The sequence below is a fragment of the Frankia sp. CcMO1 genome (assembly GCF_977945845.1).
In genome coordinates this window covers 5,013-26,970 of sequence record NZ_CDWTMG010000022.1, presented here as the reverse complement: position 1 = coordinate 26,970, position 21,958 = coordinate 5,013, and the positions used below count along the sequence as shown (strand labels likewise).

Below are 21,958 nucleotides of genomic sequence, written 5' to 3'. Positions count from 1 at the left end.
TACTCCGTGCTCAACGGTCGACGGTGGGGTCGAGGCCGTGCAACGGCAGCACCTGACGCCGGGTCGCCGCCACCGTCCGGTCCAACGGATCGTCGGGGTCTCCCTCGCCCGCGTCCCAGGGACGGTACCGGACGCTCACCCCGTCCCCGAGCGCCCGGGGCATGGCGGCGGCGCCGAGGGACTTCTGCCCGGTCGCCGCCCGCACCCGTCCCGGCGCCGCGGACCGCCAGTCCTCCGGCAGGGCGCGGCCGGCATCCAGGGGCACGTGGCCGGCGATCGCCAGCAGCTGCGTCCAGGCCCGCGGCACGACCGTGTCCAGCGCGTACCCGCCACCGCCGCAGGCCAGCCAGCGCCCGTCGCAGACCTCGTGGGCCAGCGCGTGCAGCAGGTCGTAGGAGGCCCGTTGGCCGTCCACCGACAGCGCCAGATCGGCCAGCGGGTCGAAGGCGTGCGTGTCGCAGCCGTGCTGGGTCACCAGCACCTGCGGCCGGAAGGACCGCAGGAGCACCGGCACCACCCCGGAGAAGGCGCGCAGCCAGCCGGCATCGCCGGTGGCGGGGGGCAACGCCACGTTCACCGCGGTGCCCTCCGCGGCGGGAGCACCCACCTCGGTCGGGAATCCGGTGCCCGGGAAGAGGGTGCTCCCCGTCTGGTGCAGGGAGATGGTGAGCACCCGCGGATCGTCGTAGAACGCCGTCTGCACGCCGTCGCCGTGATGCACGTCCACGTCGACGTACGCCACTCTGGTGGCTCCGGCGGAAAGCAACCAGGCGATCGCAATCGCCGGGTCGTTGTAGATGCAGAATCCGCTCGCCATTCCCGGCATCGCGTGATGCAGCCCCCCGGCGATCGACACGGCGTGCCGCGGCGGCCCCCTCCACACCGCCCGTGCCGCCTCGATCGTGCCACCGGTGATGAGCGCGGCGGCCTCGTGCATCCGTTCGAAGATGGGGTTGTCGGCTGTGCCCAGGCCGAACAGGGCCGCGAACCTTGCCTGCGCCGGGTCGGGCGCGGCACGGACCGCGCTCAGGTAGACCGGATCGTGGATCAGGCCGATGAGGTCGTCGGAGGCGAGGGTCGGCCTGGAGATCCGGATGCCCGGTGCGTCGAGAACGCCGAGACTCATAGCGAGGTCCATGGTGAGCTCGAGCCGCACGGGATGCAGCGGATGCGCCGGCCCGAAGTCGTAGCCGGCCATGGCCGGATCCCAGGTCACGACCGTCGGCTCGGCCAGCGGCTCGGCCGACGGGCGACCGTCGGCCCGCCGCTCGGAATCGCCCGGGACACTCATCTGTCGACCGTAGCCCGATCACGCTCCCGGAGGTAGCGGTGGTGTCGGTGACGAGGATCCAGGGCCGTCGATGAGGCACGTAGATCTGCCCGGAATGGCCTAGGGTCAGTGCCCGTGGCAGCAGACCGAGTGACACCGGACCATACGGCGATGGAGGACGGGCGGCAGCCGGCCGGCCGTGGTGGTGGGCCGGTGGCTGCCGGCACGCCGCTGTGGGAACCGCCTCCCCGTCGGATCAGCCAGGCCGCGGTGACCAACTACCGCGCCTGGCTCGCCGCCGAGCGGGGGGTTGAGCTCGCCGACGACACGCGCCTGTGGGAGTGGTCGGTTACCGACCTGGACGCGTTCTGGGAGTCGATCTGGGATTTCTGCGCGGTCGAGGGGGACCGCGGCACCGGTCCGGCGCTCGCCGACGCGGCGATGCCCGGCGCGGTCTGGTTTCCCGGTGCCCGGGTAAACTACGCGGAGAACGCGCTCACCCGGAGCGGGCCAGCTCCGGCCGTCATCGCCGTACGCGAGGACGGTGCCACGGCAGTGGTGTCCTGGGACGAGCTGCGCCGGCAGGTGGCGAAGGCGGCGGCGGGACTGCGGAGCTTGGGTGTCGCCGAGGGTGATCGGGTCTGCGCCGTGCTGCCCAACACCGTCTACGCGGTGGTGGGGATGCTGGCCGCCGCCAGCATCGGCGCGGTGTGGTCGTCATGCTCGCCGGAGCTCGGCCCGACGGCCCTGCGCGCGCGGTTCGGCCAGATCGACCCGAAGGTCCTGATCGGCGTTGACGGCTACAGCTACCGCGGGAAGAGCTACGACACCCTCGCCGCCCTCGCCGCGCTCGCGGGCGACCTGCCGGGACTCGGGGCAAGCGTGATCGTGCCGTACCTGTGGCCGGACGCGCTCTCCCGGGCCCGGGCCGCGGGGCTACCGGGACTGCTCACCTGGGACGAGCTGATGGCTTCGGAGACCTCCGAGCCCGAGTTCACCCGGGTCGCCTTTGACGCACCGCTGTGGATCCTCTACTCGTCCGGCACGACCGGCCCCCCCAAAGCGATCGTGCATGGCCACGGCGGCATCCTGCTGGAGCACCTGAAGTCGCTGGCGTTGCACCTCGATCTCGGTCCGGACGACCGGTTCTGCTGGTTCACCACGACCGGCTGGATGATGTGGAACTACCTGGTCTCCGGTTTGCTCGTCGGCGCGACCGTCGTGCTCTACGACGGAGCGCCCGGCTACCCGGCGCTCGGCACCCTGTTCGGTCTGGCGGAGGCCCTGGAGCTCACGTGCCTGGGCACGTCCGCGGGCTACCTGCAGGCTTGCGAGGACGCCGGGCTGGTCCCGCGCGAGTTCGCCGATCTGTCCAGGCTGCGCACCGTCGGATCGACCGAATCGCCACTGTCCGCAGCCGGCTATGCCTGGGTGTACGAAGCGGTGAGCCCGACCGTGATGCTGTCGTCGATCAGCGGTGGCACCGACGTCTGCACGGCGCTGGTGGCAGGCCTGCCGACGATGCCGGTGCGGGCCGGGGAGATCGGATCGCGCGCGCTGGGCTGCGCGGTGCGCGTCTTCGACGAGGCCGGCGAGGAGGTCGTTGACGAGGTCGGTGAGCTCGTCGTGACCGCGCCGATGCCGTCCATGCCGCTGTGCTTCTGGGCCGACCCGGACGGCGGCCGGCTGCGGGAGAGCTACTTCTCCGTCTACCCCGGCGTCTGGCGCCACGGGGACTGGGCGAGGATCACGCCTACCGGTGCCGTCGTCATCCAGGGACGTTCGGACGCGACGTTGAACCGCGGCGGCGTCCGGATCGGCACCAACGAGCTCTACAGCGTGGTCGAGCGGGCCCCCGGGATCGCAGACAGCCTCGCGGTCGACACCGCGGACGAGCGCGGGCACGGCGAGCTGCTCCTCTTCGTCGTCCTCACCGAGCCCGGCCTGACCGATGCGGTGGCCGCCCGGCTGCGTGAGGTTCTGCGCGCCGAACTCAGCCCACGCCACGTCCCCGACCGGATCATCGAGATCACCGAGATCCCTCGGACCCACACCGGCAAGAAGCTCGAGGTACCGGTGAAGCGCCTGCTCGCCGGAACCGCCCTGGACGAGGCCGTGAGCCTCGACTCGGTCGCCAACCCCGATGCCCTGCTGCCCTTCGCCGCCGCCTCGGCCCGGTCCCGGCGGTCGGCGCCGGAGCCGAGGACGGGAACCACGCTGGAACCCGGCACCGGATCCGGCGGGGAGGCCGAACCCGGAGCCTGATACGGCAAAGCCGGATCTTCGCCCGGCAAAAACGAAGATCCGGCTTTCATCGATCACGCGATCATGGCGTGACCGCCATGATCGCGGTACTCCTGTCTTCCACCCCCGTGCACCTGTGCACGTGCCCCGCAGACCCGACCGGAGGTGCGTTCGCCCGATCGATCAGTCGAGGAACTCGCGCAGCCGACCGGCGACGGCGGGCTTGCGCAGCTCCCGAAGCGTGTCCCGCTCGATCTGACGGATGCGCTCACGGGTCAGGCCGAGCCGGTTGCCCACCTCGGCGAGGGTGTGCTGCTTGCCGTCGGCGAGACCGAAGCGCAGCCGCATCACCTCGCGCTCCCGCGGGCTCAGGCCACCGAGGACGTTATCGATCTCGTCCTGCATGGCGCCGTAGGAGGCGGCGTCCGCCGGGGAGGTCGCGTCGGAGTCCTCGATGAAGTCGCCGAGCACGGAGTCGCCGTCGTCGCCGACCGAGGTCTCCAGGCTGACGGTGTCCTGCGCATACCGGCGCAGCTCCACCACCTGCTCGATCGGCATGTCCAGCTCGAGGGCGAGCTCCTCGTCGGTCGGCTCACGGCCGAGCGTGGAGACGAGCTGGCGCTGCAACCGGGTAATCTTGTTGATCTGCTCGACCACGTGGACCGGGATGCGGATCGTCCGCGCCTGGTCGGCGAGCGCCCGGCCGATAGCCTGGCGGATCCACCAGGTTGCATAGGTCGAGAACTTGTAGCCCTTGGCGTAGTCGAACTTCTCCACCGCGCGGATAAGGCCGAGGTTGCCCTCCTGGACCAGGTCCAGCAAGGTCATCCCGCGACCGCTGTACTTCTTGGCGACGGAGACCACCAGCCGCAGGTTCGCCGAGACGAGCTGCTGCTTGGCGGCATGGCCGTCCTTGACGAGCAGACCGAGGTCACGACAAAGGTCGGCGGGCAGGTCGGGGACACTCTCGAGCTTGTACTCGGCGAACAGGCCCGCCTCGACCCGCTTGGAGAGTTCGACCTCCTGGGCGGCGTTGAGCAGCGGCACCTTGCCGATCTCGCGCAGGTACATGCGTACGAGGTCGGCGGTACCCGCGTGTTCGGCAGTGGACCGGCTGGCGGCGGTGGCGTCATCGCTCGCATCCTCCTCGTCGAGGAGTTCGACGCCAGCGGCGTTGATGCGCGCGATGAGAACGGGCAACAGTTCGATACCGAGGTCCGCGGACTCGAGCGCGTCACGCAGCTCGGAGCGGCTGATCTCGCCGGCCTCGCGACCACGGGCGATGACCTCGGCCACCGCGCCCGCGTCGAGCTCGTCGGTATCGTCGGGAACAGCGGCCAACGAACGGCTGGGAGCGGTGCGGACAGGAGGAGCGGCCCGACGGGCGCGCCGCGGGCTGCGCGGGCGGTTGTCATCGGTGCGCTCGGCAAATTCCAGAGCAGGCAGCGTCATCAGTGGCAAATCCGATGGTCGGTGCGGGTGGGTCGTCTCGTTCTGTGCACGTGGGAGGTAACGAACGAAGACGCGGAACCATTCCCCGTGCAGGCACACCCGGACATCAGCGATCGCCGGGCCTACCAAGCAGTGTAGACCCTAGCCCTCGAGACGCTGCACTCGCTGCCGCGAAGATTACCTGGCAGATTCCGCCCTGTGGCGCGAACCGCGAACTCTCCTGAGCTTCTCCAGTGGCCGCGCACCCTGCGGATCAGGCCAGTGGCAACTATAAGTAACAGGTACATTACTCGTCGTAGAAGTTTTTGTGTTCTGCCATCCGTGCCATATTTTCCGACGATCACCGGTCGGTGCTAACCCGTAACGGTAGTCGGCAAGCCGACACCCGCGACCCGGCCCCGGGCTCTCCACCGAGACGGAACGACCGGCGGGCCGACGCGGGCGCCGCCGACGCCGCCCCGGTGCCGCCCCGGTGCCCACCCACGCCACCCGGTGCCGCCCCCACGCCGAGGCACTCGAGAACGGCGATTCCGTTAGGCGGGCCACACCCGACGGGCCCTGCCTCTGTGCACAGCGTGTAACCGCTACTCTCACACGATGCCCGTCCCCAGCCTTCCCGCAGACCTGGCGGCACTACGGGAAACCGCGATCGACGTGCTACGAGACAACGACCTCGGCGACATCACCCGGCCCTCCCCGACGCTCTACCCGCACCAGTGGCTCTGGGACAGCTGCTTCATCGCGATCGGACTGCGCCATCTCGACCCGGGACGGGCCGCCAAGGAGGTCCTCTCGCTGCTGCGAGGCCAGTGGCCGAACGGCATGATCCCCCACGTGATCTTCGCGGAGACCTCGGACTTCTATCACGCCGGTCCGCAGCGCTGGCGCTGCGACCGGGTGACCACAACCGCCGGCGGAGTGCAGAGCACGGGGGTCACCCAGCCGCCGATGATCGCCGAAGCCGCCGTCCGGATCGCCGCCATGATGACGCCATCCGCCCGCGACGCCTTCTACCGCGCGTTGCTCCCCGGCCTGCTGCGCTTCCATACGTGGCTCTACCTCGAACGCGACCCCGACGACGACGGTCTCGTCACACTGGTCCACTCCTGGGAGTCGGGGATGGACAACACGCCGGCCTGGATGGAGATCACCAGGCCAGCGGCTCCGCTGGGGGTGCGGGCACTGCGCCGGATCAACGGCGGCGACGCCATGGACGCGCTGCGGCGCGATTCCAAGGAGGTCCCCCCCGACGAGCGGCTCACCTCGGGAGACCTGTTCACGCTCTACCGGATCGTGCGTGAGCTGCGGCGGGCACACTACAACTTCCGCGAGATCCGCCGGACCATCGTCCCCCTCGTCCAGGACGTCGCCTTCAACGCGATCCTCATCCGGGCCAACGAGCACCTCACCGCCATCGCCGCCGAGATCGGCCAGACCATCCCCGCCCGGTTGCGGCGGTCCATGCACAGGACGCGCGAGGCGATCGAGCGGCTCCACACCGACGGCACTTACTACAGCCGCGACTTCCGGACGGGAACGCTGCTGCGCCACGAGACGATCTCGGGGTTCCTGCCGCTCTATGCCGGGGTCGTGCCCGAGGACCGGGTCGACGAGATGGTCAAGACGCTCACCTCACCGCGCTACTGGTCTCGGTTCGGCATCGCGAGCGTGCCGCTCGACGGCCCGGGCTTCCTTCCCCGGTGTTACTGGCAGGGTCCCGTCTGGGTCAACATGAACTGGCTGATCGCCGACGGGCTGGAGCGTTACGGCCGGCTCGACGCCGCGGAGAACCTGCGCCAGAACACGATCGACATGATCGCCTCGTCCGGGGCGATGTTCGAGTACTACTCACCCCTCGACGGTTCCGGCGCGGGCAGCAACCGGTTCTCCTGGACCGCGGCGCTCCTGGTCGACCTCCTCGCCGCCGAGCACTGAGCCACGCCACCGAGCACTGTCTCGGACCGGGCACCCGGTGCGGACCGGGCACCCGGTCGGACCGGCCGCTGCGACGCCTAGCTGCAGCCGCTGGTCGAACCGCACTGCTCGCAGACGTAGCAGCTACCGGCTGGCCGCATGGTCACCCCGCAGGTGAAGCAGAGCGGAGCATCGACCACGGTCTGCGCGACGAGCGACTCACCGGGCGGTGCCAGCCGCAACTCCCGTGCCACGTACGCCGGGCCGTTCCCCACCGCCGGACCGGGCGGGACACCCGGGTCACCCCGATCGGCGACGGAAGCCGAGGATCCGGTCACCGCGGCCCCCTGGGATCCGGCCGGGTCGTCGATCCCGGCGGGCTGCGCCGGTCCCGCGACCCGACGGGCCCGGTCGGCCGCGGTCGAGATGCCGAGTTCGGCCCGCTGATCGGCGTCGAGATAGTCGAGCGCGAGGCGACGGAACAGATAATCCATGATCGACTGGGCGATCCGCACGTCCGGGTCGTCGGTCATCCCGGCCGGCTCGAACCGCATGTTGATGAACTTGCTGACGTACGCCTCCAGCGGCACGCCGTACTGCAGGCCGATCGAGATGGCGATCGCGAACGCGTCCATCACGCCCGCCAGGGTGGACCCCTGCTTCGACATCTTGATGAAGACCTCACCGAGGCCGTCGTCCGGGTAGGAGCCGGCGGTCAGATAACCCTCGGCCCCCCCGACGGAGAAGGACACCGTCCGCGACGGGCGGGTCTTCGGCAGCCGGCGGCGCACCGGCCGGTACTCGACCTCCACCGGGGCGGGCCCGGCGGAGCCGGCGGTCCCGGCCCCGTCTCCCGTGCCAGCTGGGGTGGCGGCCAGCTCGGCGGCCTGCTTCGCCCCCTTGACGTCGGTCAGCGGCTGGCCGACCTTGCAGTTGTCCCGGTAGATGGCGAGGGCCTTCAGACCCAGCCGCCACCCTTCCAGGTAGATCTGCTCGACGTCGGCGACCGTGGCGGTCGAGGGCATGTTCACCGTCTTCGAGATCGCGCCGGAGAGGAACGGCTGTACCGCGGCCATCATGCGGACATGGCCCATCGGGGAGATCGCGCGGTCCCCGATGGCGCAGTCGAACACCTCGTAGTGCTCTGGACGCAGGCCGGGAGCGTCGATGACGTGCCCGTGCTCGGCGATGTACTCGACGATCGCCTCGATGGTCTCCTCGGGGTAACCAAGCGCCTGCAGGGCCGCCGGGACCGTCTGGTTCACGATCTTCATGCTGGCGCCGCCGACCAGCTTCTTCATCTTCACCAGGGCGAGGTCCGGCTCGATGCCGGTGGTGTCGCAGTCCATCGCCAGACCGATCGTGCCCGTCGGGGCGAGCAGGCTGGCCTGCGCGTTGCGCCATCCGTGCTTCTCACCGACGGTCTGCGCCCGGGCCCATTCCCGGGACGCGGCGGCGAGGACCCGGGAGTCCTCGGCGTGCACGCTACGCACCGCGTCGTTCGCGGCGGCATGCTTGCGCACCACCCGCCGGTGCGCGCCCGCGTTGCGGGCGAAGCCGTCGTAGGCGCCGACGATCCCGGCGAGCTCGGCGGAGCGCCGGTAGGCGGTGGCCGTCATCAGCGAGGTGATCGATGCGGCCAGCGCCCGGCCGCCGTCCGAGTCGTAGGCCCGGGCGCTGGCCATCAGCAGGGCACCGAGGTTGGCGTAGCCGATGCCGAGCTGTCGGTAGGCCCGGCTGACCCTGGTGATCTCCGGCGTCGGGAAGTCGGCGAAGCAGATCGAGATGTCCATCGCGGTGATGATCAGCTCGACCGCCGCGACGAACGCCTCGGCGTCGAAGCTGCGGTCCGGGCGCAGGAACTTCAGCAGGTTCAGCGAGGCCAGGTTGCAGCTGGAGTTGTCCAGGTGCACGTACTCGCTGCACGGGTTGGAGGCGCTGATCCGGCCGCTCTCGGGGCAGGTATGCCAGTCGTTGATCGTTCCGTCGTACTGGATGCCGGGATCGGCGCAGGCCCACGCGGCCTCGGCGATCGTGTGGAACAGCCCGCGGGCGTCCACCGTCTCCAGGACGCGGCCGTCGAGGCGGGCCCGCAGGTCGAAGCCGCCGCCGTCGACGACCGCCCGCATGAACTCGTCGGTCACCCGGACGGAGTTGTTGGCGTTCTGGTACTGCACGGAGGCGATGTCGCGCCCGCCGAGATCCATGTCGAAGCCCGCGTCCCGCAACGCCCGGATCTTGTCTTCTTCCCGGGCCTTCGTCTCCACGAACTCGACGATGTCGGGATGATCGACGTCGAGCACGACCATCTTCGCCGCCCGCCGGGTCGCGCCACCCGATTTGATCGTACCCGCCGAGGCGTCGGCGCCGCGCATGAAGCTCACCGGCCCGGACGCGGTGCCCCCGGAGGACAGCAGCTCCTTCGAGGACCGGATGCGGGACAGGTTGAGCCCGGCCCCGGAACCCCCCTTGAAGATCAGCCCCTCTTCCCGGTACCAGTTCAGGATCGACTCCATGGTGTCGTCCACGGAGAGGATGAAGCAGTTGTGCACACGTAGGCCGGCGGAGAGGTACTCGCCGCTGTCGGTCTGGATGTCGTAGACCGGCATCGGCCCGCGCGGCTCAATGCGCTCGATCTGCAACCGCTTCACCGGCTCCGCGGCCCGGCCGGGCTGATCGAACGACGCCTCCAGCTTCGCGGCCTTCACCGGGTCGAGGAAGCCGATCTCGTCCGCGAATGTCCGCCGGTCACCGGCGTTCTGAATGCCCAGGCTCCAGAGGTCGTGGCGGTCGGGTCGCGGATCCGCCTCGCGGCGTACCCGCGCGAAGATGCCGAACCGGGCGAGCAGGCCCTGCACCCCGCGAATGAGGCCCTCGCTGATCATGTCCAGCCCGATCAGCGTCGAGCGCTCCCGGCGGGACACGTAGCCATCGGCCTGGAACAGGCTGCGCAGATAGGCCGCGACAACGGGCAGCGGAGCGTCATACAGCCGGGTCGGCACAGTCATCGCCTCGATGGTCAGCGAGGCGTTCGTACCGGCGTACCGACCAACAAAACCGTCCGCCTGCAGCCGGCCCGCGAGCGCCGCCTCGGCGATCTCCCGTGAGGTGATCTCACCCTCGCCAGGGGCGATGGTGAGATGCCACTCGAGGGTGTCCCCGGCCCGCAGCGTGCCGGCGGGAACGAAGGCCCCGGCACCCGCGGAGGTGCTCCGCCACACCAGATGATCGGCGGTGACGTCGAGCGCGTGACCGGCCTTCGTCCAGATCCGCAGGACGTCCTTGACGCCGTTGGACTTGGTCGCGATCACCTGGGTCAGACCGTGCGCGTCGAAGACCTTCGTCCCCACCGCGTCCGCCTCCACCAGGGCGCCGATGGGAACCAGACCAGACGGCGTGCTGACGAGGGCGTCATAGGGCTGGCACGCCGAGACCTGCTGCGGCGCGGGGGTTCCCACGTTGAACCAGACCGGCGAGTTGAAGCTGAAGACCTGGTGGAGCAGCATCCAGGCCAGTTCGTGCTCGAAGATCTCGGCGTCGGTGCCCGAGGCGAAGTAGCCGTGCTCGCGGCCAGCCGCGCCGTAGGCGTGCACGACCCGGTCGATCAACTGCCGCAGCGACCACTCCCGGCCCGGCGTGCCGGGCGCCCCGCGGAAGTACTTGCTGGTAACAATGTTGGAGGCGTTCACCGACCAGAACTGCGGGAACTCCACTCCCCGCTGCTCGAAGTTGACCGAGCCGTCCCGCCAGTTGGTCATGACGACGTCCCGGGACTCCCAGGTGACCTCGTCGTACGGGTGGACGCCGGCGGTGGTGCGTGACCGCTGGATCTTCAACCCACTCGCTTTCGCCGCTGACCTGCTCGGCTTCGTGCCGCGGCTGTCGGTCATGACGCTCCTCGTCTTCACTCGTCAGCTTCAACCTTCAACAATGTGTTGTGGGCATCCCCGCCCCGGGCCGCCGCCAGCGGACGTCGGGACGGTGCGGGGCCGGGCCTCCGCGCACGGCGGTGCCCGCGGGGACGAGCACGCGCACGGCGAACACGCATGACGAACGGCACCAGCCAGGTCGAGCCGGGCCGCAGGTGTGCCGTCCGGGAGGTCCGCGGTCCTCGCACGGCCGCGACGCGGGATGTCACCCGTCGCCGGCGGGACCGGGCCGGCACGGTGAACCAGGGCGATGTAGGACGCTTCCGGCCGAGTGGTCCCGGCCCTACCTGCTATGCACCTGCTGGGTGCCGGTCACCGGCGAGGCATCGACGGCGCCGCGCGGGACCGGTCGAGCTGGTCCATCCCGCATGGTGGGAGGTCCGGCGGCCTCGGAGCGCAACGCGACGATCGCGGATTCGAAGTCGGTCAACGACTCGAAGGCCAGATACACCGAGGCGAAGCGGAGATAAGCCACCTCGTCGAGCTCACGGAGCGGACCGAGGATCGCCCGGCCGATCGCCTCCGCGGGCACCTCCGCCGACCCCGACGAGCGGACGGCATCCTCTACCCGCTGCGCCAGAAGCGCGAGATCATCATCCCGCACCGGCCGGCCCTGGCAGGCCTTGCGGACACCGGCGATGACCTTGGCCCGGCTGAACGGCTCGGCCGCCCCGCTGCGCTTGCGAACCTGAAGGGACGCCTCCTCCATCGTAGTGAACCGGCGACCGCAGGACAGGCAGGACCGCCTGCGGCGGATCGCCGAACCCTCCTCGGCCTCCCGACTGTCGACGACGCGACTGTCCGGATGCCGGCAGAACGGGCACCGCACGCGCTACGCCTCCTTCGCCCGCGCCGGAGCCGACCGCCCCGGACCGGGGACGACGGGACACCGTTGAGGACCCGGCATCCACGCCGGACGGACCACCTTGTGGATGGACCGCCAGCTCCCCGTGGAAGACCTGTGGAACAACCTGTGGATGACTTACACCCCGGTAAGCACCAGATGTTGTGTCCACGGTAGCGCACGGCCCCAGAGATGGGGACAGCACCCCCGTATGGTCCGTGTGGTCCGCACCGCACGTCGACGAAAGACGACGGCGCGCGAGCCCCCGCGCCGAGACACTCGTGGACCCGGGAAGCCGGGGAAGCCGGGCGTCAGGGAAGGAGTAGCGACTGGCCCGGGGTGATCAGCGGCGACCGCAGGTGGTTCAGCCGCATCAGCCGGTCCACCACGACCCGGGTGTCGGCGCTCTCGTCGAGCGCCACCGCCACCGCCCACAGCGTCTCCCCCGGCACGACCAGATGGCGCCGCGGCGCCTCCGCGGCATCCGGCCCGGCGATCGACACCCCAGGCATGATCATGATTGCTACCGCCACGACAATCGCCACGACAATCGCCACGACAATCGATACCACCACCACCCGACCCCGCCGGGTCAGCCGGAGCGGCGGGGGTGCGGGCGGGCGACCCGGCGGGTATCCCGCCGGCCGGCGACCCGCCCGGTCCCTGGCCGTCGACAGGTCGACGACCCGCGCCCTGTGTGCGGATCCCATGGCACCCTCCCGTTCCGACGACACCGAACGCCGAAGATCGAACCTTCGTTCGATCGAACGCGTGGTCGATTGTCGCATCGGGAACCGGAAACCGCCAGGAACACGCTCGAACAGACGTTTGAGATTCTGCGACCCGCCGGTTACCGTCGAGTCGATCGGGTGTGAACCGGGCGGTTTCCCTCGGTCACGGACAGCGGCGAGTCGGTGGGTGACGGCTTCCGGAGCGGGACGGTCCGCCGTGCGGCCACCGGCCGGCCGGTGGCCGCACGGCGGAAGAAAAACGCGACGAGGAGAGCGGTAAGCGATGACTAGCCAAGGCAGGGGTACGCGCCGGGGCGGAACCCGCGGCAACGTGCGAGCCTTTCCCGAAGGCCCCGCGGACGCGGGCCTGACCCCCCGGCAGCGCAAGGTGCTAGAGGTCATCCGGGCCGCGGTGGAGCGGCGCGGATATCCGCCCAGCGTGCGGGAGATCGGTGAGGCGGTCGGCCTCACCAGCACCAGTAGTGTGGCTCACCAGCTCAAGGTGCTCGAGGAGAAGGGCTACCTGCGGCGGGACCCGAACCGCCCGAGAGCGATGGAGGTGCTGACCGTCGAGCACCCCCGGCGGCGCGCGGATGCGGACGCGGGCGCGACGACGGTGGCGGGCACGATTCCCATCATCGGTGAGGCGGCGCCGGGCACCACCGAAGGAAGCAAGTCGGACGCCGCCTACGTGCCGGTGCTGGGCCGAATCGCCGCCGGTGGCCCGATCCTGGCCGAGCAGGCGGTCGAGGACGTCTTCCCGCTACCCAGGGAGATCGTCGGCGAGGGCACTCTGTTCCTGCTCCGAGTCGTCGGCGACTCGATGATCAATGCGGCGATCTGCGACGGTGACTGGGTGGTCGTCCGCCAGCAGCCGGTCGCGGACAACGGGGAGATCGTCGCCGCAATGATCGACGGGGAGGCGACGGTCAAGCGCCTGCGGGTTCGGGACGGCAAGATCTGGCTACATCCGGAGAACCCGGCCTTCGCCGACATCGCCGGTGAGGATGCGACCATCCTCGGCCGGATCGTGGCTGTGCTCCGCAGGGTTTGACGTGGATCGGCCGGCCGCCCATCGGGTGGCCGGCCGGGTTGCCTCGCGTTTGATCGCTCCTGGGCTCAGGCCCGGTAGGCGTGCAGCTCCGCCGCGAGTCCCGGGGAGACCCGGGCGGACAGCCGGGTACCGGTCTCGGTGTGCTCCAGCGTGAGCACCTCGCCGTTCGCGTGCACCCGGGAGACCAGGTCGCCCCGGCTGTAGGGCACGAGCACGCGCATCTCCACGTCGGGATGCGGCACCCGGGCACAGAGCGCGTCGACCAGCGCGGCCAGCCCCTCGCCCGTGCGTGCCGAGACGAACACGGCGTCTGGGGCGAGCTGGCGCAGCCCCGCGACGACCGTCGGCTCCACGGCGTCCACCTTGTTGACGACGATCAGCTCGGGAACACCGCCCGCGTCGATGTCGTTGAGAACCTCGCGCACGGCGGAGATCTGCGCGGCCGGATCCGGCGATGATCCGTCCACAACGTGCAGGATGAGATCGGCATCGGCGACCTCTTCCAGCGTCGAGCGGAACGCCTCGACAATCTGATGCGGCAGATGCCGGACGAATCCGACGGTGTCGGTCAGGGTGAAGGCCCGGCCGTCCGGCAGGGTCGCCCGCCGCACGGTCGGATCGAGGGTGGCGAACAGCGCGTCCTCGACTAGGACACCCGCGCCGGTCAGCCGGTTGAGCAGCGACGACTTACCGGCGTTGGTGTAACCGGCGATCGCCACGCTGGGGACCTCGCCCCGCCGCCGGGCGGAACGCTTGGTCTCCCGCACGGTCGTCATCGCGGCGAGCTCGCAGCGCAACCGCGCCATCCTGGCCCGCAGCCGCCGACGGTCGGTCTCGATCTTCGTCTCACCGGGACCACGGGTACCGATGGGCGCCCGGCCGCCGCCGCTGGCCGCGGCCCGCGACATCGACTCACCCCACCCACGCAGCCGGGGCAGCATGTACTGCAACTGCGCGAGCTCGACCTGGGCCTTGCCCTCTCGAGAGGTCGCGTGCTGGGCGAAGATGTCCAGGATGAGGGCCGTCCGGTCGATGACCTTTACCTTGACGACCTCCTCCAGCTGCCGCAGCTGACCCGGGGTGAGTTCGCCATCGCAGACCACCGTGTCCGCGCCGGTCGCCGCGACGACCTCGGCGAGCTCGCGCGCCTTGCCCGAACCGACGTAGGTCGCGGCATCCGGCCGATCGCGGCGCTGCACGAGCGCGTCGAGCACCACCGAACCGGCGGTCGTGGCGAGCGCCGCGAGCTCCGCCATGGAGCTCTCGGCCGACCGCAGGGAACCCGACGTCCATACGCCGATGAGGACGACACGCTCCAGCCGCAGCTGCCGGTACTCGACCTCGGTGACGTCGTCGAGCTCGGTGGCGAGACCGGGAACCCGCCGCAACGCGGCGCGATCCTCCAGGTCGAAACCGTCCCCAGAATCGTCGAAGAAGTTCGGCAGGTAAGACGGATCGGCGCCAGTCAGCTTGATGAGGGATCTGTCGAGAGTGGACGCATCGAAGGCGTCAGCAGGAAGTGTCATACCATCCGTTCTCAACGCGGCCCGTTACCGCACCATTCCGCGATCATTCCGTGCCGCTTGCTCCGGCCGGGCCCCACGACCCGGTGGCCCGAGGAGGATCCGCCGGTCCGGAAGACCCTGCCACGCTCGTGGCGCGTCTCCCCCCTCGTTTCCCGGCGAATCCCGTCGCCAACCAGGGTCCCACGCCACCACGTCGATCGCGAACCGTTTTGCCGCTCCGCCGGCGTAGCGTCTGCGCCGTGTACCACGAGTACCACGAGAGACGGGCCCGCCGCCTCGCCGCGACGATCTGGGACAGCTCGGGCCGCCCGACTCCCCCGGACACCACGCGGACGACGGCGGACCGGCGTCCGGACAGCACCGGGCCCTCGGAGGGCACCGGGCACACAGGCGGCACCGGGCACACAGACTTGGTGTGCAGCCGGCGGGTGTTGCCGGACGGATGCATGGACATCATCTGGAGTTCCGACGCCAATCTGATCGTCGCGGGGCCGGACACGGCGGCGAAGCTGGTGCGCTGGGCACCAGGCGTGCGGCACGTCGGGCTCCGCTTCGACTCGGGCTCTGGACCATCCCACCTCGGAGTGGCCGCGGACGAACTGCGCGACCAACGCATCCCGCTCGCCGACCTGTGGGGCGACGGACCGGCGCAGCGACTCGCCGAGCGGCTCGCCATGGCCGCTGATCCCCTGGTCGCATTCGAGTCGTCGATCGCCGCCCGGCCCGTTCACCCGGCGCTCGTGGACCGGTTGGTTCCCGCCGTTCTGGCGGGTGCCCGCGCCCGGGCGCCCGTGGACGACCTCGCGCGCATAGTCGGGCTGAGCGAACGCCAGCTGCTGCGTCGCTGCCGGCGCGTCTTCGGATATGGCCCGAAGACGCTCGCCAGGATCCTCCGGATGCAGGACGCCCTGCACGCGGCGCGGGCCGGCATCCCGTTCGCGGTCGTGGCGGCCGAGGCCGGCTACGCCGACCAGGCGCACCTCGCCCGGGAGGTACGCGCGCTCGCCGGAGTTCCGCCGACCCGTCTCATCCGAACTGCCAACGTTCAGGACGAACTGGACGTCTCGGTAGCGGATGTCGCGGATATCGCGGCCACTACGGGCAGTGGGGCGTAGAGGTCGACGTGGTTGCCGTCTGGATCGAGCACGACCGCGTACCGCTGGCCCCAGAAGGCGTCCCAGGGCGGAAGGTGGCCGGCGTGACCGGCGCCGACGAGGTCGGCGTAGACCTCGTCGACCTCGTCCGGCGTGTCGCAGGCGAAGGCCAGCCCGACCCGCGGCGAGCCGGTACCCGCCGACCAGTGCGGATCAAAGGATCGGATGGTCGCCTCGCTGTCGAACGCGAGGCGTAGACCGCCGGGCAGCTGCACCTCGACGTGCGGCTGGGCGTCGGCCCCGGCGGGCAGGTCGAGGCCGAGCCGGCGGTAGAACGCCAGGGACCGGGCCATATCAGCGACGATCACACCGGTCAGGGTGAACGATGGTGGCATGAGGGCACCGTAGGGCCGGCAGGCGGGCCGGGTCTTGTAGGAAACGGACACCTCACCCGACCGGGTCGTGGACCTCCGCACGGCGCAGCACGCCGTCGAAGACCAGCTCGGCGGGCCCTCGCAACAGCACGGTCTCCGGCTGCCAGATCACGACCAGGCCGCCGCCGGGCACATCCACCTCGACCTCGACCGGCGCACCCCCCGGCCGAGCACCTCGCCGGGCCGCCCAGGCCACCGCGACCGCGCAGGCACCGGTGCCGCAGGACGCGGTCTCCCCGACCCCACGTTCGAACACCCGCATCGCCACCCCACCCGGCCGGGCGACGACGATCTCCACGTTCACCCCGTCCGGGAAGTCGACCGGGGAGAACGACGGTGGTCGGGTCAGGTCGAGCCGACGCAGCCCGGCGACGTCCAGGTCGTCGGCGAAGCAGACCGCGTGCGGATTACCCATCGAGACCGCGGTCGCGGTGAAGGCACGATCGGCGACGGTGACCGGGGCCCCGGGTCCGTCGATGATCCGCGGCGGTCCCATGTCGACCGTGACGTCACCGTCCACCGCGACCTCGACGAGCCGCAGCCCGGCGCGGGTCGCGACGTGGAACCGTCCCGGCTGGGCGTATCCGGCGTCGACGAGGTAGCGGGCGAACACCCGGGCGCCGTTGCCGCACATCTCGGCAATCGAACCGTCAGCATTGCGGTAGTCCATGAACCAGCGCGCCCGGCCGGCCAGACCGGCCGCCTCGGGAACCGCGGCGCAGAGCACCACCCGCAGCACCCCGTCGCCCCCGATGCCGGTCCGCCGGTCGCACAGCGCGCGCACCAGGCCCGCGGTGAGGTCGAGGTCCCCGTCGGGATCCGGCAGGAGGACGAAGTCGTTGCCCGTCCCGTGGCCCTTGACGAATCGCAACCCCAGCTCGTCCCGCACGTCGCCGATCGTACGGGGGACGCCGCTCGGCACCTGACGACCGGGCTCCCGCGGCGGCGTCAGCCGGCGGCGGCCCGCGCCCACTCCCGCATCCGGTCGTCGGAATGCGACGGCTTGTACCAGCGGTCGGGCCGGCCGCGCCCGAGGGCGATCATCCGAGCGTCCTCCACCGGCACCGGCGGACAGAACACCGGTCCGATGGCGCGATCGCAGCCAAGATCCACCACCCGGGACGCCAGGCGCGCGGTGTCGACATCGTCGGCGACGACGGGCAGGCCGCGCTGGTGGGCGAGCCGGACGATGGCCGCGAGCACGGCCTCACCCTCGAGGTCCTTCATGGTCGCCCGCAGGAACAGGCCGTCGATCTTGACGAGGTTCAGCGGCAACTGGTCGAGCACGGCCAGCGAGCCCAGCCACGTGCCGAAGGACCCGACCGCGATCGCCACCCCGAGAGCACGCAGCCGGGTCAGCAACCGGGGCACCATCGGCGCGGCGAGCCCGAGGGTCTGCTCGCTGAACTCGAGGCCGATCGCCCCGGCCGGCAGCACCCGGCCCGAGACGAGCCGGTCGACCTCGGCCGCGAAGGCGAGGCTGGCAAGCTGGCGGCCATCGATGTTCACCCACAACCGGGGCGGGCGGATCGGCGTCCCGACCGCCATCCGATGCCAGGTGCGCGCCTCGGTCACGGCCATCCGCAGCACCCACTGGTCCACCTGATGGACGAGGCCCGCGGCCACGGCGATCGGCATGAAATCCGCCGGGCCCAGCACCCCGCGTTCCGGGTGCAGCCACCGCGGATGGGCTTCCATCCCCGGCACCGACCCGTTGCGCAGGTCGACCTCCGGTTGGAAGTGCAGCCGCAGCGAACCATCATCGAAGGCGGCGTAGAGCGCGGGGACGAGAGTCAGGTCGGGTGGGGTACCAGCATCAGCGGTGGGCGCGGTCACATCGATCTCTCCAGACGCCGTGCGGGACCGGCCGCCGCGCACCGGCCACCGGCGACGCCACGCATTGGCGGCGGCCCGATCGACCCCGACCCGGTCGGCCGATCACCCGTCAGAGCGAACCCACCAGCCGTCGCACCTGGGTGACATCTGGTTTGTCCAACCAGGCTATCCGGTTATCCCGCCGGAACCAGGACCTTTGTCGACGGGCAAAGCGCCGCGTCGCCGTAATTGTGGCGAGCTTGGCCTGTTCAGCGGAGTCCATTGCGCCGTCGAACCAGGCCAGAACCTGGGCATAGCCCAGTGCGCGAGACGCGGTTCGGCCTTCCCGCAGGCCGCATTCCACCAACCTTCGCACTTCGTCAGGAAAACCAGCACCCCACATTTTCTCCACCCGGTCCGTGATCCGTTGGTCGAGATCGGGGCGATCCACGCCGATCTGCACGACCTCATAGACCGAGCGGTGCTCCGGCAGGGTGGCCGTGAAGGTTCCGGTGAGCTCGACGACCTCCAGGGCACGCACAATCCGCCGGCCGTTGCTGGGCAGGATCGCCGCGGCGGCCTGCGGTGCCAGCGCGGCCAGCCGGTCGTGCAGCGCCGGGGCGCCGACGCGGGCCAGTTCCTCCTCCCACCGCGCCCGGACGCCCGGATCGGTCCCCGGGAAGGTCAGATTGTCGAGAACCGCGCGGACGTAGAGCCCGGAACCGCCGACCAGCACCGGAATGCGCCCGGCGGCGAGCAGATCGTCGATTACCCGGCGGGCGTCCACCTGGAAGCTCGCGACGTCCGCGGGACGCGTCACGTCCCACAGGTCGAGCAGATGGTGGGGCACCCCGCGACGCTCCGCCTCGGGAACCTTGGCGGTACCGATGTCCATCCCGCGGTAGAGCTGCATCGAGTCCGCGTTCACCACCTCGCCGCCGAGGGCGAGCGCGATCTCGATGCCGAGGTCGCTCTTCCCGCCAGCGGTCGGCCCCACGACCGCCACCACCGGCCCCCGGCGCGGTTCCTCCTGCCTGTTCATCCTCGCTCGGCAACATCCCGTGTCCAGAGGGCAACCAGATAGCCGACACCGTACGGCGCGTCGTCATACCGGAGGTCACTGTTCCATGCCCCCGGGCCCAGGGACCCCGGGCCCGGGCCGTCCCGGGTCGCGGCGAGCAGGGCGCCGGCCAGGACCTGCCAGGACGCCCGGCCCGCGGCGAGCAGCTCCCGGGCCAACCCCGGGTCCAGGGCGAGCAGGCCGGCTGGATCCCCCGCGGCCAGCGCCGCGGCGGCGGTCGCGTCGAACGCCGCGGCCCGTGGATCCAACCCGCCGGGAGCCTTCAGCGTGCGACAGGCCGAGCCGTCGCCCATCACGAGCAGTGCGAGGCGTTCCTGCGGAGCGGAGCCCGCGACCAGCCGCGATCCGAGTGCGACGGCCCCGTCCGGAGAGATCTCCGCGGGCACCCCGACGGCGGTGCGGGCGCCGGGCCAACCGACGGCGCCCAGCAGCCAGGCGCCGATCGTGATCGACAACGGTAGAGGGGGCGACGGTAGGACGGGCGACGACGGGACAGACGGCGACTCGGGGGCCAGCGCGGTCGGGCCGAGGTCCACCCGGAGATCCACGCCGAAGCCGGCCAGCGACCCGAACGCGGCGGGGCCGTAGGACACCTCGGTCGCCGCGTCACCCACCACCACGATCGTGTCCGGCTTGGTGGCACACAGCAGGCGCACCGCGTCCACCGCGACGGCCCGTGCCTCGATCGGCTCACCACAGCCGACCTCGGGAACCAGCAACGGAGGATGAGGACAGACCGCGGCGGCGACGAGGGTCATCGACGTACCGGAGTACAGCAGGCGTCCGCGCCGGCCGACGCCGTGCCAGCAGACGCCAGGCCGACGGGACCGGGCGAGGACGGCCGCAGGGACGGGATGCCCAGGGTGACGATCGGCCGTCCGCCTGCCGGCTGCTGCGCGGCGGCCGCACCGCCACCGTCACGCCCGAGCGCCCACGCGTCCCCCGCACGGGTCGCCCGGTGGGACCGCAGGGGGCCGTCGGCGGTGAGGTGGTGGGGTGCCGCCCGCGTCACCACCGTCTCGACGACGTCGCCCGGGCGCACCGTAGGCGCGACCGCGGCGCCGCCCGCCCTCGAGCCCGAGCCGGTGGGCGAGCTCGCGGCCTCGTCCGCGCGGAAGTGCACGAGCCGTCCGTCCCGGGCCCGGCCGGACATCCGGCCGGTGGCGCCGTCCTTGCGCCCCTCTCCCTCCGAGACCAGCACCTCGACCCGCCGGCCGACCAGGGCCCGGTTCTCCGCCCAGGAGATCTCGTCCTGCAGGGCCACCAGCCGGGTATACCGGTCGGCTACAGTCGCCCGGTCCACCTGGGCGTCCATGGTCGCTGCCGGGGTGCCCGGGCGAGGCGAGTACTGGAAGGTGAAGGCGCCGGAGAACCGGGCCGCCCGCACCACGTCGAGGGTGTCGGCGAAGTCCGCCTCGGTCTCGCCGGGGAAGCCCACGATGATGTCGGTGGTGATGGCCGCGTCGGGCATGACTGCCCGCACCCGCTCGACAATGCCGAGGAACCGGTCCCGACGGTACGAGCGGCGCATGCGGCGCAGCACGGTGTCCGACCCGGACTGCAACGGCATGTGCAGCTGGTGGCACACGTTCAAGGTGGTCGCCATGGCCTCGATGACGTCATCGGTGAAGTCGCGCGGATGCGGTGAGGTGAAGCGGACACGTTCGAGACCGTCGACGCGACCGCAGGCGGCCAGCAGCTTCGCGAAGGCACCGGGATCTCCCAGGGAGCGCCCGTAGGAGTTGACGTTCTGCCCCAGCAGCGTGATCTCCAGGGCGCCCTCCGCGACCAGGGCCTCGACCTCGGCGAGCACGTCGCCCGGCCGGCGGTCACGCTCGCGGCCACGCAGGCTGGGGACGATGCAGAAGGTGCAGGTGTTGTCGCATCCCACGCTGATGCTGACCCAGGCCGAGTGATGGCTGGCCCGCCGGGTCGGCAGAGAGCTCGGGAAGACCTCCAGGGCCTCGGCGATCTCGACCTGGGCCGCCGCGTTGTGCCGCGCGCGCTCCAGCAGCACGGGCAATCGGTGCAGGTTGTGCGTGCCGAAAACCACGTCAACCCAGGGTGCCCGGTCAAGGATCGCGGCCCGGTCCTTCTGGGCGAGGCAGCCCCCGACCGCGATCTGCATGCCCGGATGGCCCTTCTTCACCGGGACGAGCTGGCCGAGATTGCCGTACAGGCGGTTGTCGGCGTTCTCCCGCACCGCGCAGGTGTTGAACACGACTACATCCGCCTCGCCGCCGGGATCGACCGGGGAGTAGCCGGCGGATTCCAGCAGCCCACAGAGCCGTTCGGAGTCGTGGACGTTCATCTGGCACCCGAACGTGCGGACCTCGTAGCTGCGGCCGTTCACCCGACCAGCCTACGGCGCCTGCACCCGGCCGGGTCTGGGGTCGGGTGCGGGGGCGGGTCTGGGTTGGTCTGGGTTGGGTCCGGCGGGGACGGGATCGCGTCGCGGACCGCCTCGCCGGCGGGACCGGGACCCTCCCCGTCGGGAGCTGGGGCGACCCATCCTGGTCTGGAGGCCGCCCAAGATATCAGGCAACACCCCGCTCGATATATTTGCATAG

General features: G+C 70.9%; 16 protein-coding genes. 4 read left to right on the top strand and 12 right to left on the bottom strand.

Annotated elements, in window-relative coordinates; genetic code table 11:
• Window positions 1–10: 10 nt before the first annotated feature.
• Window positions 11–1,291 carry an acetoin utilization protein AcuC gene (locus AC08OU_RS05195; protein WP_476599422.1) on the bottom strand — a complete coding sequence of 427 codons (1,281 nt, stop codon included), beginning with the start codon at window positions 1,289–1,291 and terminating at the stop codon, window positions 11–13.
• A 150-nt stretch (window positions 1,292–1,441) separates the two neighbouring features.
• Here AC08OU_RS05195 and AC08OU_RS05190 point away from each other — a divergent pair, with 150 nt between their 5' ends.
• Entirely contained in the window at window positions 1,442–3,535 is a 2,094-nt protein-coding gene (locus AC08OU_RS05190) for an acetoacetate--CoA ligase (RefSeq protein ID WP_476599420.1), read from the top strand.
• Between the two features lie 162 nt (window positions 3,536–3,697).
• On the opposite strand, the gene AC08OU_RS05185 is transcribed toward AC08OU_RS05190, so the two are convergent.
• Window positions 3,698–4,966, bottom strand: coding sequence for a sigma-70 family RNA polymerase sigma factor (locus AC08OU_RS05185; protein ID WP_476592079.1), 1,269 nt, complete (start codon window positions 4,964–4,966; stop codon window positions 3,698–3,700).
• 597 nt (window positions 4,967–5,563) lie between these two features.
• Between AC08OU_RS05185 and AC08OU_RS05180 the strand changes: the two genes are divergently transcribed.
• Complete coding sequence (locus tag AC08OU_RS05180; RefSeq protein ID WP_476599418.1) at window positions 5,564–6,901, top strand: amylo-alpha-1,6-glucosidase; 1,338 nt, start codon at window positions 5,564–5,566, stop codon at window positions 6,899–6,901.
• A gap of 77 nt (window positions 6,902–6,978) precedes the next feature.
• Here the strand turns inward: AC08OU_RS05180 and AC08OU_RS05175 are convergent, their stop codons facing one another.
• The 3 genes from AC08OU_RS05175 to AC08OU_RS05165 form a co-directional block, all read right to left on the bottom strand.
• Complete coding sequence (locus AC08OU_RS05175) at window positions 6,979–10,770, bottom strand: vitamin B12-dependent ribonucleotide reductase (protein WP_476604426.1); 3,792 nt, start codon at window positions 10,768–10,770, stop codon at window positions 6,979–6,981.
• 322 nt (window positions 10,771–11,092) lie between these two features.
• Window positions 11,093–11,638: a transcriptional regulator NrdR gene (gene nrdR / locus AC08OU_RS05170; protein WP_476599782.1), complete on the bottom strand. Its 546-nt coding sequence runs from the start codon at window positions 11,636–11,638 to the stop codon at window positions 11,093–11,095.
• A 326-nt stretch (window positions 11,639–11,964) separates the two neighbouring features.
• Window positions 11,965–12,363 carry a LysM peptidoglycan-binding domain-containing protein gene (locus AC08OU_RS05165; RefSeq protein WP_476599780.1) on the bottom strand — a complete coding sequence of 133 codons (399 nt, stop codon included), beginning with the start codon at window positions 12,361–12,363 and terminating at the stop codon, window positions 11,965–11,967.
• A gap of 304 nt (window positions 12,364–12,667) precedes the next feature.
• Between AC08OU_RS05165 and lexA the strand changes: the two genes are divergently transcribed.
• Window positions 12,668–13,438, top strand: coding sequence for a transcriptional repressor LexA (gene lexA / locus AC08OU_RS05160; RefSeq protein WP_476599778.1), 771 nt, complete (start codon window positions 12,668–12,670; stop codon window positions 13,436–13,438).
• Window positions 13,439–13,503: 65 nt separating this feature from the next.
• Here lexA and hflX read toward each other — a convergent pair whose 3' ends face one another.
• Complete coding sequence (gene hflX, locus AC08OU_RS05155) at window positions 13,504–14,964, bottom strand: GTPase HflX (RefSeq protein WP_476599776.1); 1,461 nt, start codon at window positions 14,962–14,964, stop codon at window positions 13,504–13,506.
• 239 nt (window positions 14,965–15,203) lie between these two features.
• Between hflX and AC08OU_RS05150 the strand changes: the two genes are divergently transcribed.
• A complete protein-coding gene (locus AC08OU_RS05150) occupies window positions 15,204–16,079 on the top strand; it encodes a helix-turn-helix domain-containing protein (RefSeq protein WP_476604425.1) in 876 nt (291 codons plus the stop codon).
• Here the strand turns inward: AC08OU_RS05150 and AC08OU_RS05145 are convergent.
• From AC08OU_RS05145 to miaB, 6 genes are all read right to left on the bottom strand, one after another.
• Complete coding sequence (locus AC08OU_RS05145; RefSeq protein WP_476599772.1) at window positions 16,010–16,453, bottom strand: VOC family protein; 444 nt, start codon at window positions 16,451–16,453, stop codon at window positions 16,010–16,012. The genes AC08OU_RS05150 and AC08OU_RS05145 overlap by 70 nt on opposite strands.
• Before the next feature lie 52 nt (window positions 16,454–16,505).
• Entirely contained in the window at window positions 16,506–17,381 is an 876-nt protein-coding gene (dapF, locus tag AC08OU_RS05140; RefSeq protein ID WP_476599770.1) for a diaminopimelate epimerase, read from the bottom strand.
• A gap of 59 nt (window positions 17,382–17,440) precedes the next feature.
• Complete coding sequence (locus AC08OU_RS05135) at window positions 17,441–18,328, bottom strand: EAL domain-containing protein (RefSeq protein WP_462187343.1); 888 nt, start codon at window positions 18,326–18,328, stop codon at window positions 17,441–17,443.
• A 109-nt stretch (window positions 18,329–18,437) separates the two neighbouring features.
• The gene (miaA, locus tag AC08OU_RS05130; RefSeq protein ID WP_476599768.1) at window positions 18,438–19,349 is read right to left on the bottom strand and encodes a tRNA (adenosine(37)-N6)-dimethylallyltransferase MiaA; all 912 of its coding nucleotides are present in this window, start codon (window positions 19,347–19,349) and stop codon (window positions 18,438–18,440) included.
• Window positions 19,346–20,146, bottom strand: a complete 801-nt coding sequence (locus tag AC08OU_RS05125) for a class III extradiol dioxygenase subunit B-like domain-containing protein (RefSeq protein ID WP_462187345.1) — start codon at window positions 20,144–20,146, stop codon at window positions 19,346–19,348. Before AC08OU_RS05125 ends, miaA begins: the two co-directional genes overlap by 4 nt.
• Complete coding sequence (gene miaB, locus AC08OU_RS05120) at window positions 20,143–21,741, bottom strand: tRNA (N6-isopentenyl adenosine(37)-C2)-methylthiotransferase MiaB (protein WP_476599766.1); 1,599 nt, start codon at window positions 21,739–21,741, stop codon at window positions 20,143–20,145. The genes AC08OU_RS05125 and miaB overlap by 4 nt, the downstream gene beginning before the upstream one ends.
• Window positions 21,742–21,958: the final 217 nt, after the last annotated feature.